The sequence below is a fragment of the Pseudomonas sp. W15Feb34 genome (genome assembly GCF_023127765.1).
Classification (GTDB): domain Bacteria; phylum Pseudomonadota; class Gammaproteobacteria; order Pseudomonadales; family Pseudomonadaceae; genus Aquipseudomonas; species Aquipseudomonas synxantha_A.
The window spans coordinates 319,836-335,114 of record NZ_SPKN01000044.1 but is presented as its reverse complement, the minus strand read 5'-3'; the positions used below and the strand labels follow the sequence as shown (position 1 = coordinate 335,114).

The following is a 15,279-nucleotide window of genomic DNA, read 5'->3' as shown; positions in this document are numbered from 1 at the left end:
GGGATTTGCAGTGAAGTTCCGTGATCGGCGTGGATTGACGGTGCCCGGAAAATGGCGCCAAAAAGCCAGTGTGTGGGAGGGCAAGCCCTCCCACAGTACCGTCAGACCGCCGCAGGGCGCAGCGAGTAGGTCTTCAACTGGTGGGCAAAGTCGCGCAGGGATTGAATGCCACTGGCCTCGGCTTCGTGCACCCATTCCTTGATCGCGGCCAGCATATCGTGGCCATTGGTGCTGGTCTTGAGCCAGATCTGCTGGAGCGCCAGACGCTTTTCATAGATCACGGTCAGCGCATGGCTGTGCTCCAACATGCTTTGGATGCGCAAGTGGTGACGGTCATCCAGCAAGCTGGTTTCCCGTGACAACAGGCGCTTGGCACGGTGGAACTGGTGACGTACCGAGTGATCGACCTTCTCCAACTCCTGCTTGACCAGCGGGCCGATCACCAACTTGCGGTATTGGGCCATGATCTGGAAGCGGTTGTTGAGGATCGCCATGGCGGTGTCCATGTCCAGGCTGCCCTTGCCTTCGACGCGGTGGGCGATGGGGGCAACACGCTGCACCTTGGCCAGGCGCAGGAAGCTGAACACCTTGATCCAGGCCCAGCCCAGGTCGAACTCCCACTTCTTCACCGACAGCTTGGCCGAGTTGGGGTAGGTGTGGTGGTTGTTATGCAGCTCTTCGCCGCCGACGATGATGCCCCACGGCACCAGGTTGGTGGCGGCGTCACGGCATTCGAAGTTGCGATAGCCCACGGCATGGCCCAGGCCATTGATCACGCCGGCGGCCCAGAACGGAATCCACATCATCTGGATCGCCCAGATGGTGATACCGATGGTGCCGAACAGCAGCAGGTCGATCACGCCCATGAGCGCCACGCCCAACAGCGGGTAGCGCGTGTAGAGCTTGCGTTCGATCCAGTCGTCCGGGCAGTTCTTGCCGTAGATGCGCAGGGTCTCGGGGTTTTCCGCCTCGGCACGGTACAGCTCGGCGCCCTTGCGCAGCACCGTGGACAGGCCCTTGATCACCGGGCTGTGCGGGTCATCGACGGTTTCGCATTTGGCGTGGTGCTTGCGGTGGATGGCGGTCCACTCGCGGGTGTTCTGCGCCGTGGTCAGCCACAGCCAGAAGCGGAAGAAGTGTTTCAGGCCGGCATTGAGCTCAAGGGAGCGATGGGCCGAATAACGGTGCAGATAGACAGTGACCCCAATAATGGTCACGTGGGTCATCAACAGCGTGACTGCCACCAGTTGCCAGGCTGACAGGTCAAGAAAACCGTTGTACCACATAGGCTGTATGGCCCTCAGATAAAGAAAAGAACAGCTCACGCATTATCACTAAGCCTACAGAGAAAACCAGCCGCTCTTTCAGATAGGAGTGACTGGATGTTTCTTATTCTATAATCCCCAGCCTTCGTAGGGCGATTCTGTTTTTTTGGTAAGGATTACTGACCATATGCTGTTTTCATACCGAGGAGCCCTACGTGCGGGGCTGGTATACCTGCTGATTTCCGTTGTATGGCTCAGACTCAGCCACCAATTATTGATCAACTTTATTGATGAACCGGGGGCGCTGGCGCATTGGCTGCAACTTCGCGGCTACGTCTGGGTAGCCCTGAGTGCGCTGGCTATATACCTGATGGGCGTACGTTTCGCCCGCGCCCACCAACTGCAGCTGCCCCTGCAAGAAAACCGCGTACGCCTGCAACAGGCGGCAGCCGTGTTCGATTGCACCCGCGAAGGTGTATTGGTCACCGATGCCCAGGGCCTGATCGTGCACGTCAACCGGGCATTCATGGAGATTACCGGCTACCGCCGGGACGACGTCATGGGCCAGCCGCCCAGCCTGTTCAAGTCCGGGCGCCATTCGTCGGCTTTCTATCAACAGATGTTTCAGACCCTGGAACGCGAAGGCGAATGGAGCGGCGAAATCTGGAACCGCCGCAAAAGCGGCGAGGTGTATCCACAGTGGCAAACCATCCGTGTGATTCGCGATGAGCGGGGCCATATCAGCCATTACGTCGCGGTGTTCTCGGACATCAGCGCCATCAAGGACTCCGAACACGAACTGGCGCACCTGGCCCATCACGACCCGCTCACCGACCTGCCCAACCGCCTTTTATTCACCGATCGTACCGAGCAGGCCCTGGCCTCGGCGCAAGTGCACAAGCGTGGCTGTGCCCTGCTGTTGATGGACCTGGACCACTTCAAGATCATCAATGACAGCCTGGGCCACAATGTTGGAGACCAGTTGCTCAAGCTGGTGGCTGACCGTCTCAAGGGCCTGTTCGGGCCTGGGGTCACACTCGCGCGGCTGGGCGGCGACGAGTTCGCTGTGCTGGCGGAAAGTTGTCCACAGGTGATCCAGGCCGCTGCCTTGGCGCAGCGCATGCTCAATGCCATGAAAGACCCGTTTGTTTTTGACGGTAATCAATTGTTTATCAGCGCCAGTATCGGCATCAGCCTGTTCCCCAGCGATGCCTTGAGCGCCGAGCAATTGCTGCGCAACGCCGACTCCGCGTTGTTCAAGGCCAAGAGCGCCGGCCGCGAGGGCTATGCCCTGTACACCGAAGAGCTGACCGCTCACGCGCAAAATCGCGTGGAGATCGCCAGCGAACTGCGCCGTGCCCTCGACCAGCAGGAACTGCGCGTCTACTACCAGCCGGTGCATAACCTGCCCGACAGCCGTTTGGTGGGCGTTGAAGCGCTGGTGCGCTGGCAGCATCCGGAGCGCGGCCTGGTGCCCCCTGGCGAATTCATCCCCATCGCCGAACGCACCGGGTTGATTGCCGATATCGACGCGTGGGTGATGGACCAGGCGTGCCGGCAGATGTGCCAATGGCTGGCGGACGGCGCGCCGTTGGGCTTTATCGCCGTCAACGTCTCCAGCCGCCTGTTTGCCCGGCGTGAACTCTATGAACAAGTGGCTCAGGTGCTGCACGACACGGGCCTGGACCCGGCGTTTCTTGAGCTGGAAGTCACCGAAAGCGCTGTGATGGACGACCCGGAGGTGGCCCTTGAGCAACTGCACCGTCTGCGCGAACTGGGCTTGCGCCTGGCCATCGACGATTTCGGCACTGGCTACTCTTCGCTGTTGCGCCTCAAGCGCCTGCCGGTGCAGAAGCTGAAGATCGACCAAGGCTTCGTCGCCGGTCTGCCGTGGGACGAAGACGACGCTGCGATCGTGCGCGTGGTCATCGCCCTGGCCAAAAGCATGGGGATGCAGGTACATGCCGAAGGAATCGAGCAGGTGGAACAGGCGCGGTTCCTGTTGGGTCAGGAGTGCGATATGGGCCAGGGGTATTGGTTTGGACGACCGATGCCGGCCCAGGAGATTGATTGGTCACGAGCCCCCGCCATCCGACCTTGAAACACGGTCAAACTGTGGGAGGGGCGGTGCGACCGCCCCGACCCTCCCACATTTGGATCACATCAGGCCTTAACTTCAGCATCTGAGCAGAAAATCCACACGCAACCCCGCGCCCTATCAGAAAATTCTTTCTGGTTATATAAACATTCTTAAATAGTATTTTTAAGAATATCCACGCTTATCTACTATCGCCCTCACGCCGCAAGCAGTGTCGTCACTGCCAGGCACTATTCATTTCAGGAGCGAGACCATGAGCGCATCTCTACGTAGCGTCGACGGCCAGGACGAAGCAGCCATTTTGCGTGAGATCCAGAGCGCCTTGCGCGATCTGCGCTTTGGCGCGGTGGAAATCACTGTGCACAACGCCCAAGTGGTACAGATCGAGCGCAAGGAAAAATTCCGTCTGCAGAACCCGGGTAACAAACCGAGCTGAGCAAGAACGGCGATAGACCCGCAACTATAAGAAAAGCCAACACTCAAGAATTTCAGGAGCTTCTATGTCGTCGATTCGCCGTTATGCCTTGGCCGCGCTGGCCAGTGCCGTGTTTGCCGGTTCCGCTGTTGCCAAGGACTACGAGTTGCTCAATGTCTCGTACGATCCGACCCGTGAGCTGTACCAGGACTACAACGCAGAGTTCACCAACTTCTGGAAGCAGTCTCACCCCGGCGACAACGTCAAGATCCAGCAGTCCCACGGCGGCTCGGGCAAGCAGGCACGAGCAGTGATCGACGGCCTGCGCGCCGACGTGGTGACCCTGGCCCTGGCCGGTGACATCGATGAAGTCGCCAAGCTGGGCAAGACCCTGCCGGAAAACTGGCAGACGCGTCTGCCGGACGCCAGCACCCCGTACACCTCGACCATCGTGTTCCTGGTGCGCAAGGGCAACCCTAAAGGCATCAAGGATTGGGGCGACCTGATCAAGAAAGACGTGTCGGTGATCACGCCCAACCCGAAAACCTCCGGCGGGGCGCGCTGGAACTTCCTTGCTGCCTGGGCCTATGGCCTCAAGGCCGGAGGCAGCGAAGCCAAGGCTCAGGAGTACGTGAAAGAGCTGTTCAAGCACGTCCCGGTACTGGACACCGGCGCCCGGGGTTCTACCATTACCTTCGTCAACAACGGTCAGGGTGACGTATTGCTGGCCTGGGAAAACGAGGCGTTCCTGGCCTTGAAAGAAGACGGCGGCGCCGACAAGTTCGACATTGTCGTGCCGTCCCTGTCGATCCTGGCGGAGCCGCCGGTGGCTGTGGTCGACAAGAACGCCGAGAAAAAAGGCAATGCCGAGATCGCCACCGAATACCTCAAACACCTGTACAGCCCGGCCGGCCAGGAGATTGCGGCGAAAAACTTCTACCGCCCACGCGATGCGAAAGTAGCCGCCAAATACGCCCAGCAGTTCCCGAAACTGGACCTGGTGACTATCGACAAAGATTTCGGCGGCTGGAAAACTGCCCAACCGAAATTCTTTAACGACGGTGGCGTGTTCGACCAGATCTACACGGCGCAGTAAGCCAAAGTAACTGTAGGGGCCTGACTTTCTGTAGGAACTGGGCTTGTGTGGGAGCTGGCTTGCCTGCGATAGCATCACCGTGGTGTGGCTGATACACCGAGGTGCCTGCATCGCGGGCAAGCCCGGCTCGCACAGAAAAGCCAGCTGCCACAAAAAGCGCGCTCCTACAGTGGTGTCTACCCTTTAACCAAGGACTCTTATGTCGCGTCGTATTTCCCCCGTCATACCCGGCTTCGGGCTGACGCTGGGCTACACCGTCGTGTACCTCAGCCTGATCGTGCTCATCCCGCTGGCGGCGATGTTTGTACACGCCGCCCAACTCACCTGGGATCAGTTCTGGAACATCATCTCCGCACCTCGCGTGCTGGCGGCGTTAAAGCTGAGCTTCAGCACCGCGCTGTACGCCGCGCTGATCAACGGCGTGATCGGCACGCTGCTGGCCTGGGTGTTGGTGCGTTACACCTTCCCCGGGCGCAAGATCATCGATGCGATGATCGACCTGCCGTTCGCCTTGCCCACTGCCGTCGCCGGTATTGCCTTGACCGCGCTGTATGCGCCTAACGGCCTGGTCGGCCAGTTCGCAACCGACCTGGGCTTCAAGATCGCCTATACCCCCTTGGGCATCACCCTGGCGCTGACCTTCGTGACCTTGCCCTTCGTGGTGCGCACGGTGCAGCCGGTACTGGCCGATATCCCCCGGGAAGTCGAAGAGGCCGCCGCTTGCCTGGGTGCCAAGCCACTGCAGGTGTTCCGCCATATCCTCGTGCCGGCATTGTTGCCTGCCTGGCTGACCGGGTTCGCGTTGGCCTTCGCCCGTGGCGTGGGTGAGTACGGTTCGGTGATCTTCATCGCCGGCAACATGCCGATGAAAACCGAAATCCTGCCGTTGCTGATCATGGTTAAGCTGGACCAATACGACTACCGCGGCGCCACCTCCATTGGTGTGCTGATGCTGGTGGTTTCCTTTGTCTTGCTGCTGCTGATCAACTTGTTGCAGCGGCGCATCGAACGTCCATAAGGAGGCGCGGAACATGTCCCAATCGTCTATTTCCGCCGCGTCCTCGGCCAACGCTGCCCGCCGTGGCAGCGCGACGTCGCGACGTATCCTGATCGGCCTTGGCTGGCTGGTGTTCGCCCTGTTCCTGCTGTTGCCGCTGGTGATCGTGGTGTCCCAGGGCCTGAAGAATGGCCTGGGTTCGTTCTTCACCGCGATCCTTGAACCGGATGCGCTGTCGGCGCTGAAACTCACGGTGATCGCCGTGTTGATTTCGGTGCCGCTCAACCTGGTGTTCGGGGTCAGCGCGGCCTGGTGCGTAAGCAAGTATTCGTTCCGTGGCAAAAGCATCCTGGTCACGCTGATCGACCTGCCGTTCTCGGTTTCACCGGTGATTGCGGGCCTGGTCTACGTGCTGATGTTCGGCGCCCAGGGCTTCTTCGGGCCGTGGTTGCAGGAGCATGACATCCAGATCGTGTTCGCCTTGCCCGGCATCGTGCTGGCGACCATCTTCGTTACTGTGCCGTTCGTGGCCCGTGAGCTGATCCCGCTGATGCAGGAGCAAGGCACTCAGGAAGAAGAGGCCGCGCGCCTGCTGGGCGCCAATGGCTGGCAGATGTTCTGGCATGTCACCGTGCCGAACATCAAATGGGGCCTGATCTACGGCGTGGTGCTGTGCACGGCGCGGGCCATGGGCGAGTTCGGCGCGGTGTCGGTGGTGTCCGGGCACATTCGCGGCGTCACCAACACCCTGCCGCTGCACGTCGAGATCCTCTACAACGAATACAACCATGTTGCCGCGTTTGCGGTGGCCAGCCTGTTGCTGATCCTGGCGCTCTTCATCCTGCTGCTCAAGCAGTGGAGCGAGAACCGAATCAACCGCCTGCGCAACAGCGCCGGTGAGGAATAAGTCATGTCGATCGAAGTCCGTAATGTCAGCAAGAACTTCAACGCCTTCAAGGCCCTGGACAGCATCAACCTGGATATCCAGAGTGGCGAGCTGGTGGCGTTGCTGGGCCCGTCCGGCTGCGGCAAGACCACCTTGCTGCGCATCATCGCCGGCCTGGAAACCCCGGATGCCGGCAGCATCGTGTTCCACGGCGAAGACGTCTCCGGCCACGATGTGCGGGATCGCAATGTTGGCTTTGTGTTCCAGCACTACGCCTTGTTCCGCCACATGACCGTGTTCGACAACGTCGCCTTCGGCCTGCGCATGAAGCCGAAAAACCAGCGCCCGAATGAAAGCCAGATCGCGGCCAAGGTCCATGAGCTGCTCAACATGGTGCAACTCGATTGGTTGTCCGACCGCTACCCGGAACAACTCTCCGGTGGCCAGCGCCAGCGTATCGCCCTGGCCCGCGCGCTGGCGGTGGAGCCTAAAGTGCTGCTGCTGGACGAGCCCTTCGGCGCCCTTGATGCCAAGGTGCGTAAAGAGCTGCGCCGCTGGCTGGCGCGCCTGCACGAAGACATCAACCTGACCTCGGTGTTTGTGACCCACGACCAGGAAGAGGCCATGGAAGTCGCCGACCGCATCGTGGTGATGAACAAGGGCGTGATCGAGCAGATCGGCTCACCGGGGGATGTCTACGAAAACCCGGCAAGCGATTTTGTTTATCACTTCCTGGGTGATTCGAACCGCCTGCATTTGGGCGAAGACAAGCACCTGCTGTTCCGCCCCCACGAAGTGTCGTTGTCGCGGCATGAACTGGAAGATCACCATGCGGCCGAGGTACGCGATATTCGTCCGCTGGGCGCAACGACTCGCGTGACCTTGAAGGTGGAAGGGCAAAGCGAGCTAATCGAGGCTGAGGTGGTGAAAGACCACGATAGCCTCACCGGGCTGGCCCGTGGCGAGACCCTGTTCTTCAAACCCAAGGTCTGGCAAAAAGCTTAAGCTCAATACAGAACCCAATGTGGGAGGGGGCAAGTCGAATCGTCGCACCGCCCCTCCCACATTTAGACTTCACTTGGCTTGAGATCGCGGCGTCCCACCGGGCCTGAACGTTGTTCAATCTGCTTTTGCAGGTCCTGCCGCAACCCCAGCAAAAACGCCAACTCCGCCACCACAAACAACGGCCCCACGATCAGCCCCGACACATCGTCCACAAACGCGGGTTTCTTGCCTTCGTAGTAGTGCCCGACAAACTGAATCACCCAGCCCACCACAAACATACCCACGCCACTGCTCAGCCATACCATCGTGCTCTGTGCCGCCAATACATGCCCAGCCCATACCGACAGACCCATCAACACCGTCATCAGCGCGCCCAGGGCCAGTTCCAGGCGCAGGTAGAACCACGCCGAGAACAACGCCAGGAGCACCGCTGGCGAGACCCAAAGGCCACCCACCGTCCACTCGGGGCGTGACAGCAGCACGGCCACGGCAACCACGATCAATGGGATACCGATAAAGTGACTGACAATATTGCGCGGGTCGCGGTGGTAGGCGGCGTATTGACTGAGGTGGTCGACGAGGCTTTTCATTGTTGTTCCTCCTGTAGGATGTTTGATCATGCCCTGTCAGTCGGTGCCTAACTGTCAATTGGGCGACAATCTTCGGAGTTCCCATGGACACAGGCAAATGGCACGCGCAATTGGTTCGCGGTCAGTGGTTCAGCCACTTGCCGCCAGACTTTCAGCGTAGCCTGCTGGGGGCGGCGCGGTTGCGCGTACTGGCAACGGGGCAGTTCCTGTTCAAACGCGGCGACCCGCCGTGTGGCCTGTATGCGGTGCTGGAAGGGGCGGTGCGCATCAGTGCCGTCAGCGCCCAAGGCAAGGAAGCGGTGTTAAGCCTGGTGGAAACCCCTCACTGGTTCGGCGAGATCTGCCTGTTCGACAACCTGCCACGCACCAACGATGCCCTCGCCACGGGAGCCTGCACGCTGTTGCAGGTACCGCAGGCGGCGATCCTCGCCATTCTCGAACAGCATCCGGTGTTCTGGCGGGATATGGCGCTGCTGATGAGCCACAAATTGCGTCTGTCATTGATCAACATCGAACAGGCGAGCCTGATGCCCGCGTCGGCACGTCTGGCCCATCGGTTGCTGATGATCGCCCAGGGTTACGGCGAAATAGAGCAGGCGCGCCGCATGTTGCAACTGCCTCAGGAGGATCTGGCGGCGATGCTGGGCCTGTCGCGCCAGACCATCAACAGTCTGCTCAAGGCGCTGGAGCAACAGGGCATCATTGGTTTGAGCTACGGCGCCATCGAGATACTGGACCTCGCCGGGCTGCGCCTTGCCGCGGGCCTATGAACCGCGATAGGTGGAGAAGCCGTAAGGGCTGAGCAACAGCGGGATGTGGTAGTGCTGGTCGACCTGCTTGACCTGGAAAATCACCGGCACCTCGGGGAAGAACGTCTCGCGGTTGGCCTTCTTGTAGTAATCGCCGGTCTTGAACACCACACGGTACTCGCCCGGCTTCATGCTCTGGTCGGCGGGGAACAGTTCGGCGATGCGTCCCTGTTGATTGGTCACGCCCTGGGACAGTGATTGCCACTGATCGCCCACATGCTGTTCCAGGGTGACGCTGACACCGGCCGATGGCAGGCCGTTTTCCAGGTTGAGCACGTGTACGCTCAGCGGGTTGCCGGCGGCCAGGGCCAGGTTGCACAGGCCGCTCAGGCTGAGGGCGGCAAGGGTCGTGCTTAGGGTTTTCATGGGGAAGTCCTTTTGGAAGGGGTCAAGTCAGGGGGTGATTTTCAAGCCCAGTTGCTCGGCAGCCTGTACGGCGCAGGCTTCGTCCTGCGCAGCGCCGCCGGCACCGGCGATGCCCAGCGCGCCGACCAGCTCAGCCTCGGCAAACAGCGGCACGCCGCCGCCGAGCAACAGCAACTCGGGCAAGCTGTTAAGGTTGGCGGCTTCAGGGTTGTTACGCGCACGCTCGGCAAACAGCCGGGTGGGGGTTTTGCTCGACAGCGCCGTGTACGCCTTGCGTTGGCTGGCGAGGCTGTTGTGCGGGCCGACACCGTCAGCCCGCAGGGCCACCAGCAAATTGCCACCGCGGTCCAATACCGTCAGCGCGGCCGTGCAGTGGGCCAGGCTGGCGTCGGCCAGTTGGCGCGCAGTGTGCAAATCCAGCTCGGCATGGCGTGGCAGTGGTGGCGTTGCCTGTGCAGCGGTGGTCACAGCGAGGCTCAAGAACAAAGCGGTGCGATACATGTTTGTGGCTCCAGGAGGCAGGTGCTCACGGTAGCCAGTGGACGCGGACAAAAGCCGCACAATTGGATGACAGGTTTGTAATCAAACCCAGAGGTAAGACATGCAGGTGTTGTTAGTGGAAGACCAGCCGCAACTGGCGCAGCTTATGGCCCAGGGCCTGAGCGAGGCCGGCTTCTCTGTGGAAGTTGCGGCCAACGGCATGGCGGCGCAGCGGTTTGTGGAAAGCTCTGTGTACGAGCTGGTGATTCTGGATGTGATGCTGCCGGGCTTGAACGCCTGGAAATTGCAGCAGGCGATTCGCCAACGCGGCAAAACGCCGATTTTGTTTTTGACCACGCCTGGCGGGATTGAAGACCGGTTGCGGGGGTTGGAGCTGCATGAGGATGATTACTTGCTCAAGCCGTTTGACGCCAAGGTGTTGGTGGCGCGGGTGAGGAAAGTATTGCGCCGGGATCGTGGGCGTTGATTGCCTGAGCGACCGCTATCGGGAGCAAGCCCCCTCCCACATTTGACCGCGTTCACAGTTCAGTGTGGGAGGGGGCTTGCCCCCGATGAGGCCATCACAGCCACTGAAAATCCTTCTACTGCAATCCCTCCCGAAATTGCCCGGGCGTCATCCCCGTCCAGCGTTTGAACGCCCGGTTGAAACTGCTGGTATCGGCAAACCCGAGCAAATGGCTGATCTCGGCCAACGAACACTGCGGATCCCTCAGGTGCAGCAACGCCAGGTTCTGCCTGCACTCATTGAGCAGCGCATCAAACCGACAGCCTTCATCCGCCAGGTGGCGCTGCAAGCTGCGCAAGCTCAGGTGCAAGGCCTGGGCAACGCGTTCGGCACTCGGCTCGCCATCGGGCAATTGCGCCTCGATCACGGCGCGCACCTTGCGCTCCCAGGTCAGCGGTTGCAGGTGGGCGAGGGTGCGCTTGAGCACGGTTTCATTGTGTTCGGCCAATTCCGGATTGGCGTCGTCGAGATGGCTGTCGAAGTCGTGGGCAGCGAACTCCAGGCGATCTTCCTCGGCGGCAAAAAACACCGGCGAGCGGAAGACTGTATGCCACGGCGTGGGGTCGGCGGGTTCCGGGCGCCTTAGATAAACGGCCAGCGGCGCGTAGTCACGCCCCAGGCGGTTGCGGCAAGTGCGCACATAGATCGCCACGAAGGCGTCGATGGCCTCCGGCGCCGGCGCGGGGCTGCCTTGGGGTTGGAGCAGGCGAAAGTGATACGCGTCGCCATGGCGGGTCAGCTCCAGGCTCAGGGCGTCACTGACCACCTGGTGATAGCGCACGATGCGCTCGAACACCTCGCGCAAGCTGCCGCTGGCCACCAGGGCATAACCGAGGGCGTGAAAGGTGGTGGGGCTGACGAACCGCGACACCCGCAAGCCAATCGCCGGATCACCGCTGGCCTGCACCGCCAGTTGCCAGAGGCGCGTGGTGGCCGACAACGGATAGCGTGCGTTGGGGTCGTCCATCTGCTGCGGGTCGAGTCCGGCCTCGGCGCACAGCGTGGCGCTGTTCAGGCCCAGGGCGTCGAGCTGCTTGCGCAGGGCGCGGGTCCAACTGGCGAGGGAAGTGGGTTCGGTCATGGCGATTGGCGCTTGCGGTCAACAGGTTGGCGTCCGGGGCTAGCGTCCTGCCCGATCGCTTAGGGCAGGATGGACACATCAATGTACAAGAGGATGGAAGCATGGACGGTACTTCTGCAAGTCCCCAACAGATGAACGCACAACAACGTTCAGCGCATATCCGTGAGGTGGTGCTGGCCGAGGGCGCCCGATTGCGCCAGCGCCATCCCTGGCTGCTGCATCAGGACGCCCTGGGCGCGGGCATCCTGGCGTTTGCCTTGTTGGGCATGCTCGGCTCGGCGGCGCTCTATATCAGCGGTCACCTGGCCTGGTGGGCGTGCCTGCTGCTCAATGCGTTCTTTGCTTCACTGACCCACGAGTTAGAGCACGACCTGATCCACAGCATGTACTTTCGCAAGCAGCGCCTGCCCCACAACCTGATGATGGGCCTGGTATGGCTGGCACGGCCAAGCACGATCAACCCGTGGATACGCCGGCATTTGCACCTCAACCATCACAAGGTCTCCGGCACGGAGACCGATATGGAAGAGCGCGCCATTACCAACGGCGAGCCCTGGGGGGTTGCGCGCTTGCTGATGGTGGGCGACAACATGATGTCGGCCTTGATCCGAATGCTGCGGGCCAAGACCTGGGCACACAAGCTCAGCATCCTCAAGCGCGTGGTGCTGGTGTATGCCCCGCTGGCACTGCTGCATTGGGGCGCCTGGTACGTCTTCCTGGGCTTTCATGCCGCCAACGGCATCGCCAGCCTGTTGGGCGCGCCGATCATGTGGTCGGCCGACACCTTGCAGATGATGCAGGTGATCGACATCGCTGCAGTGGTGATCATCGGCCCCAACGTATTGCGTACGTTCTGCCTGCACTTTGTCAGCTCCAACATGCACTACTACGGCGATGTGGAACTGGGCAACGTGATCCAGCAGACCCAGGTATTGAACCCCTGGTGGCTGTGGCCGTTGCAGGCGTTCTGCTTCAACTTCGGCAGCACCCATGGCATCCATCACTTTGTGGTGAAGGAGCCGTTCTACATTCGCCAGATGACCGTCAAGGTGGCGCATAAGGTCATGGCCCAGATGGGCGTGCGCTTCAATGATTTCGGCACCTTCGCCCGGGCCAATCGGTTTGAGCGCCAGGAGCAGCCGGACGTCAAACTCGCTTTCAGCAAGCGATGAACGCCAGGGGCAGGTCGCGGATGTGTTCGCGCACCGGCGGCTGGTAGTGGTCATCACTGATCAATTCATGCAGCAGTTCTTCGCGCAGTTGGTGGAATTCAAAGCTGCTGCGCTGGCGCGGATGGGGCAGGGCGATGTCCACCATCTGCTTGATGCGCCCGGGCCGGGGCTCCATCACCACTACGCGATCGGCGAGGAAAATCGCCTCTTCCACGTCGTGGGTGACCAGTACCGTGGTGATCCTGGCGCGGGCACGAATCGCCAGGAGTTCGTCCTGCATCTGTTGGCGAGTCAGTGCATCCAGGGCGCCGAACGGTTCGTCCAGCAACAGGATGCGCGGGCTGGCCACCAGGCCACGAGCGATTGCCACTCGTTGCGCCATGCCGCCGGAAAGTTGATGCGGGTAGGCGCGAGTGAAGTCAGTGAGGCCCACCAGCTCGATAAAGTCACGGATGCGCCGGTTGCGCTCGGCCTCGTTCAGCGGCTCGTTGACCAGACCCAGGCCGATGTTCTGCGCCACGGTCAGCCAGGGAAACAGGCGGTGCTCCTGGAACACGATGCCGCGCTCGCCACCGATACCGCTGACGGCCTTGCCATCAACCTGGATCTCGCCGCGATACTGCGTGTCTAGCCCCACCAGCAAGCGCAGCAGGGTGGACTTGCCGCAACCGCTGGCGCCGACAATCGCGACGAATTCCCCTTCGGCAATCTGCAGGTTGAACTCGCGGATGGCTTCCAGTTCGAAGCCGTCGACATCGAAGCTTTTGCCCACATGGTTGAAGCTGACAATCGGTGCGTTCATGCGTGTCTCCAGCGGGTGGCACGGGTTTCGATGCGTTGGCCGATCAGGTTGAGGGCGGCGCCGGTGAGGCCGACCAGGAGCATGCCGCTCATGATCAGGTCCATGCGCAGCAACTGTTGGGCGCCGATCATCAGGCTGCCGATGCCGCCGTCCGAAGGCATGAAATATTCCGCGCCGATGGTGCCCATCCAGGCGTAGATCAGGCTCAGGCGCAGGCCGGCGAAAATACCCGCCGCGGCCCCCGGCAGTACCAGGCGACGCAGACGTTGCCACAGGCTCAGGCGCAGCACTTGGGCGGCTTCGCGCAGTTGCGGCGACAGGTTGAGCACGCTGCGCTGGGTAGCGATAAATAACGGGAAGAACGCGGCGAGGGCGATAAACACCCACTTGGCCAGTTCACCCAGGCCGAACCAGGCGGTGAGCAGCGGCACCCAGGCGAAAATCGCGATCTGGCGCAGCGCGGCCAGGGTCGGGCCAAGTACCCGCTCACTGCGCCGCGACAGCCCCAGCCACAAGCCCATGGCAAAGCCCAGGCTGCCGCCGAGCAGCAAGCCGCCCACGGCCCGGCCGAGGCTTTTGCCTAAAGCCGCGCTCAGGCTGCCATCCAGCACACCGGCCATGGTGGTTTGCAGCACCGCCCAGGGGCTGACCAGAATATTCGGGTCGACCCAGCCCTGTTGCGTCGCCAGCTGCCACAGCGCCAGCAACAGCAGCGGCAGCAGCCACGGTTGCAAGCGTTGCCAGCCTTCATAGCGTGGCCCGCGGCGGATCTGCGCTGTAGCCGGATGGGGCCAGTGCACCCACTTGCGATCCAGCCAACCGATGCCGCGGTCCATCACCACACCCAGCACGCCGATGACCACGATGCACACAAAGACAATATCGAGCATGAACAACTGGCGCGCCCACACCATCAGGTAGCCGATGCCTTCGCTGGAGGCCAGCAACTCCACGGCCAGCAACGACGTCCAGCCCGCCGCCAGGGCCAGGCGTACCCCGGCCATGAACGCCGGTAGCGCAGCGGGCAGGATCAGGCGGCGGATCAGCAAGTGGGTGGGCAGGCGCAACACGCGGGCGGCTTCGCGCAGGTTGGGTTGGGCGTCGCGCACGCCCACCAGGGTGTGCAGGGTTACGGGCACCACAATGGCCTTGACCAGCACCACCAGTTTCAAGGTTTCACCAATGCCGAAAAACACCATGAACAGCGGAATCCACGCCAGGGTCGGGACCTGCGACAGCGCGCTGAACGTGGGGAATACCAAACGCTCGGCGCGGGCGCTGAAACCCAGGACTGCGCCGAGTATCGCGCCCACGCCGATACCGGCCAGCAGGCCCCAGAACAGGCGCTGCAAGCTGATCGCAAGATGGCTCCATAACTCGCCACCGGCCAACTCCACTGCGCTGCTCCACACCAGGGTGGGGGCGGGCAGAATCTGTTCGCTCATCCAGTGATTGCGACTGGCCAACCACCATAGGGCAAACAACGTGAACGGCAGCAGCCACGCCAACAGGCGCTGACCCAGCTGCGGCCAACGGGACACTCTACCGTTGGACGGGGCCGCCAGAGGTAGGCTCAAAAGTGAAATCCGGGCCATGGAAGACCTCCGTGTCGCCAAATGCATTATGTGATTTCGATCTTATAAAAACGTAATCAAGATGATTGCGAGATAAGAGAAATCATTTAAAGCCTC

General features: G+C 61.3%; 16 protein-coding genes. 9 read left to right on the top strand and 7 right to left on the bottom strand.

Going from position 1 to position 15,279, the window contains the following annotated elements; all coding sequences use genetic code 11:
- Positions 1-101 precede the first annotated feature (101 nt).
- Positions 102-1,286 carry a delta-9 fatty acid desaturase DesA gene (desA, locus tag E4O97_RS21485; RefSeq protein WP_005783697.1) on the bottom strand — a complete coding sequence of 395 codons (1,185 nt, stop codon included), beginning with the start codon at positions 1,284-1,286 and terminating at the stop codon, positions 102-104.
- A 166-nt stretch (positions 1,287-1,452) separates the two neighbouring features.
- On the opposite strand from desA, the gene dibA reads away from it, so the two are divergent.
- From dibA to E4O97_RS21455, 6 genes are all read left to right on the top strand, one after another.
- Positions 1,453-3,366, top strand: coding sequence for a phosphodiesterase DibA (gene dibA, locus E4O97_RS21480; protein WP_078819997.1), 1,914 nt, complete (start codon positions 1,453-1,455; stop codon positions 3,364-3,366).
- A gap of 250 nt (positions 3,367-3,616) precedes the next feature.
- On the top strand, positions 3,617-3,799 hold the full coding sequence (gene oscA, locus E4O97_RS21475) for a sulfur starvation response protein OscA (RefSeq protein ID WP_003170956.1): 183 nt from the start codon (positions 3,617-3,619) through the stop codon (positions 3,797-3,799).
- Between the two features lie 64 nt (positions 3,800-3,863).
- Entirely contained in the window at positions 3,864-4,874 is a 1,011-nt protein-coding gene (locus E4O97_RS21470; RefSeq protein WP_078819998.1) for a sulfate ABC transporter substrate-binding protein, read from the top strand.
- Between the two features lie 199 nt (positions 4,875-5,073).
- Positions 5,074-5,892, top strand: coding sequence for a sulfate ABC transporter permease subunit CysT (cysT, locus tag E4O97_RS21465; RefSeq protein ID WP_005783708.1), 819 nt, complete (start codon positions 5,074-5,076; stop codon positions 5,890-5,892).
- A 13-nt stretch (positions 5,893-5,905) separates the two neighbouring features.
- Positions 5,906-6,778: a sulfate ABC transporter permease subunit CysW gene (gene cysW, locus E4O97_RS21460; protein WP_005783709.1), complete on the top strand. Its 873-nt coding sequence runs from the start codon at positions 5,906-5,908 to the stop codon at positions 6,776-6,778.
- Positions 6,779-6,781: 3 nt separating this feature from the next.
- Complete coding sequence (locus tag E4O97_RS21455; RefSeq protein WP_005783710.1) at positions 6,782-7,762, top strand: sulfate ABC transporter ATP-binding protein; 981 nt, start codon at positions 6,782-6,784, stop codon at positions 7,760-7,762.
- A gap of 62 nt (positions 7,763-7,824) precedes the next feature.
- On the opposite strand, the gene E4O97_RS21450 is transcribed toward E4O97_RS21455, so the two are convergent.
- Positions 7,825-8,352 carry an Mpo1-like protein gene (locus E4O97_RS21450; protein ID WP_032878461.1) on the bottom strand — a complete coding sequence of 176 codons (528 nt, stop codon included), beginning with the start codon at positions 8,350-8,352 and terminating at the stop codon, positions 7,825-7,827.
- Positions 8,353-8,435: 83 nt separating this feature from the next.
- On the opposite strand from E4O97_RS21450, the gene E4O97_RS21445 reads away from it, so the two are divergent.
- The gene (locus E4O97_RS21445; RefSeq protein ID WP_248162179.1) at positions 8,436-9,122 is read left to right on the top strand and encodes a Crp/Fnr family transcriptional regulator; all 687 of its coding nucleotides are present in this window, start codon (positions 8,436-8,438) and stop codon (positions 9,120-9,122) included.
- Here the strand turns inward: E4O97_RS21445 and uraH are convergent.
- Positions 9,117-9,527 (bottom strand): hydroxyisourate hydrolase, encoded by a 411-nt coding sequence (uraH, locus tag E4O97_RS21440; protein ID WP_032878459.1) that lies wholly within the window; start codon positions 9,525-9,527, stop codon positions 9,117-9,119. The two genes, E4O97_RS21445 and uraH, sit on opposite strands and share 6 nt — an antisense overlap.
- Before the next feature lie 27 nt (positions 9,528-9,554).
- Positions 9,555-10,028, bottom strand: coding sequence for a heme-binding protein (locus tag E4O97_RS21435; RefSeq protein WP_248162177.1), 474 nt, complete (start codon positions 10,026-10,028; stop codon positions 9,555-9,557).
- A 100-nt stretch (positions 10,029-10,128) separates the two neighbouring features.
- On the opposite strand from E4O97_RS21435, the gene E4O97_RS21430 reads away from it, so the two are divergent.
- Positions 10,129-10,494, top strand: a complete 366-nt coding sequence (locus tag E4O97_RS21430; RefSeq protein WP_005783719.1) for a response regulator — start codon at positions 10,129-10,131, stop codon at positions 10,492-10,494.
- A 115-nt stretch (positions 10,495-10,609) separates the two neighbouring features.
- On the opposite strand, the gene E4O97_RS21425 is transcribed toward E4O97_RS21430, so the two are convergent.
- The gene (locus tag E4O97_RS21425) at positions 10,610-11,614 is read right to left on the bottom strand and encodes an AraC family transcriptional regulator (RefSeq protein ID WP_248162175.1); all 1,005 of its coding nucleotides are present in this window, start codon (positions 11,612-11,614) and stop codon (positions 10,610-10,612) included.
- Between the two features lie 101 nt (positions 11,615-11,715).
- On the opposite strand from E4O97_RS21425, the gene E4O97_RS21420 reads away from it, so the two are divergent.
- Entirely contained in the window at positions 11,716-12,786 is a 1,071-nt protein-coding gene (locus E4O97_RS21420; RefSeq protein WP_248162173.1) for a fatty acid desaturase, read from the top strand.
- Here the strand turns inward: E4O97_RS21420 and E4O97_RS21415 are convergent.
- Positions 12,773-13,588: an ABC transporter ATP-binding protein gene (locus tag E4O97_RS21415; RefSeq protein ID WP_248162171.1), complete on the bottom strand. Its 816-nt coding sequence runs from the start codon at positions 13,586-13,588 to the stop codon at positions 12,773-12,775. The genes E4O97_RS21420 and E4O97_RS21415 overlap by 14 nt on opposite strands.
- The gene (locus E4O97_RS21410; RefSeq protein ID WP_248162169.1) at positions 13,585-15,183 is read right to left on the bottom strand and encodes an ABC transporter permease; all 1,599 of its coding nucleotides are present in this window, start codon (positions 15,181-15,183) and stop codon (positions 13,585-13,587) included. Before E4O97_RS21410 ends, E4O97_RS21415 begins: the two co-directional genes overlap by 4 nt.
- Positions 15,184-15,279 lie beyond the last annotated feature (96 nt).

What these genes read in the sequence shown, in the direction of transcription:
- desA (WP_005783697.1), bottom strand. Translation starts at nt 1,286, where the DNA reads ATGTGGTACAACGGTTTTCTTGACCTGTCAGCCTGGCAACTGGTGGCA.
- dibA (WP_078819997.1), top strand. Translation starts at nt 1,453, where the DNA reads ATGCTGTTTTCATACCGAGGAGCCCTACGTGCGGGGCTGGTATACCTG.
- oscA (WP_003170956.1), top strand. Translation starts at nt 3,617, where the DNA reads ATGAGCGCATCTCTACGTAGCGTCGACGGCCAGGACGAAGCAGCCATT.
- E4O97_RS21470 (WP_078819998.1), top strand. Translation starts at nt 3,864, where the DNA reads ATGTCGTCGATTCGCCGTTATGCCTTGGCCGCGCTGGCCAGTGCCGTG.
- cysT (WP_005783708.1), top strand. Translation starts at nt 5,074, where the DNA reads ATGTCGCGTCGTATTTCCCCCGTCATACCCGGCTTCGGGCTGACGCTG.
- cysW (WP_005783709.1), top strand. Translation starts at nt 5,906, where the DNA reads ATGTCCCAATCGTCTATTTCCGCCGCGTCCTCGGCCAACGCTGCCCGC.
- E4O97_RS21455 (WP_005783710.1), top strand. Translation starts at nt 6,782, where the DNA reads ATGTCGATCGAAGTCCGTAATGTCAGCAAGAACTTCAACGCCTTCAAG.
- E4O97_RS21450 (WP_032878461.1), bottom strand. Translation starts at nt 8,352, where the DNA reads ATGAAAAGCCTCGTCGACCACCTCAGTCAATACGCCGCCTACCACCGC.
- E4O97_RS21445 (WP_248162179.1), top strand. Translation starts at nt 8,436, where the DNA reads ATGGACACAGGCAAATGGCACGCGCAATTGGTTCGCGGTCAGTGGTTC.
- uraH (WP_032878459.1), bottom strand. Translation starts at nt 9,527, where the DNA reads ATGAAAACCCTAAGCACGACCCTTGCCGCCCTCAGCCTGAGCGGCCTG.
- E4O97_RS21435 (WP_248162177.1), bottom strand. Translation starts at nt 10,028, where the DNA reads ATGTATCGCACCGCTTTGTTCTTGAGCCTCGCTGTGACCACCGCTGCA.
- E4O97_RS21430 (WP_005783719.1), top strand. Translation starts at nt 10,129, where the DNA reads ATGCAGGTGTTGTTAGTGGAAGACCAGCCGCAACTGGCGCAGCTTATG.
- E4O97_RS21425 (WP_248162175.1), bottom strand. Translation starts at nt 11,614, where the DNA reads ATGACCGAACCCACTTCCCTCGCCAGTTGGACCCGCGCCCTGCGCAAG.
- E4O97_RS21420 (WP_248162173.1), top strand. Translation starts at nt 11,716, where the DNA reads ATGGACGGTACTTCTGCAAGTCCCCAACAGATGAACGCACAACAACGT.
- E4O97_RS21415 (WP_248162171.1), bottom strand. Translation starts at nt 13,588, where the DNA reads ATGAACGCACCGATTGTCAGCTTCAACCATGTGGGCAAAAGCTTCGAT.
- E4O97_RS21410 (WP_248162169.1), bottom strand. Translation starts at nt 15,183, where the DNA reads ATGGCCCGGATTTCACTTTTGAGCCTACCTCTGGCGGCCCCGTCCAAC.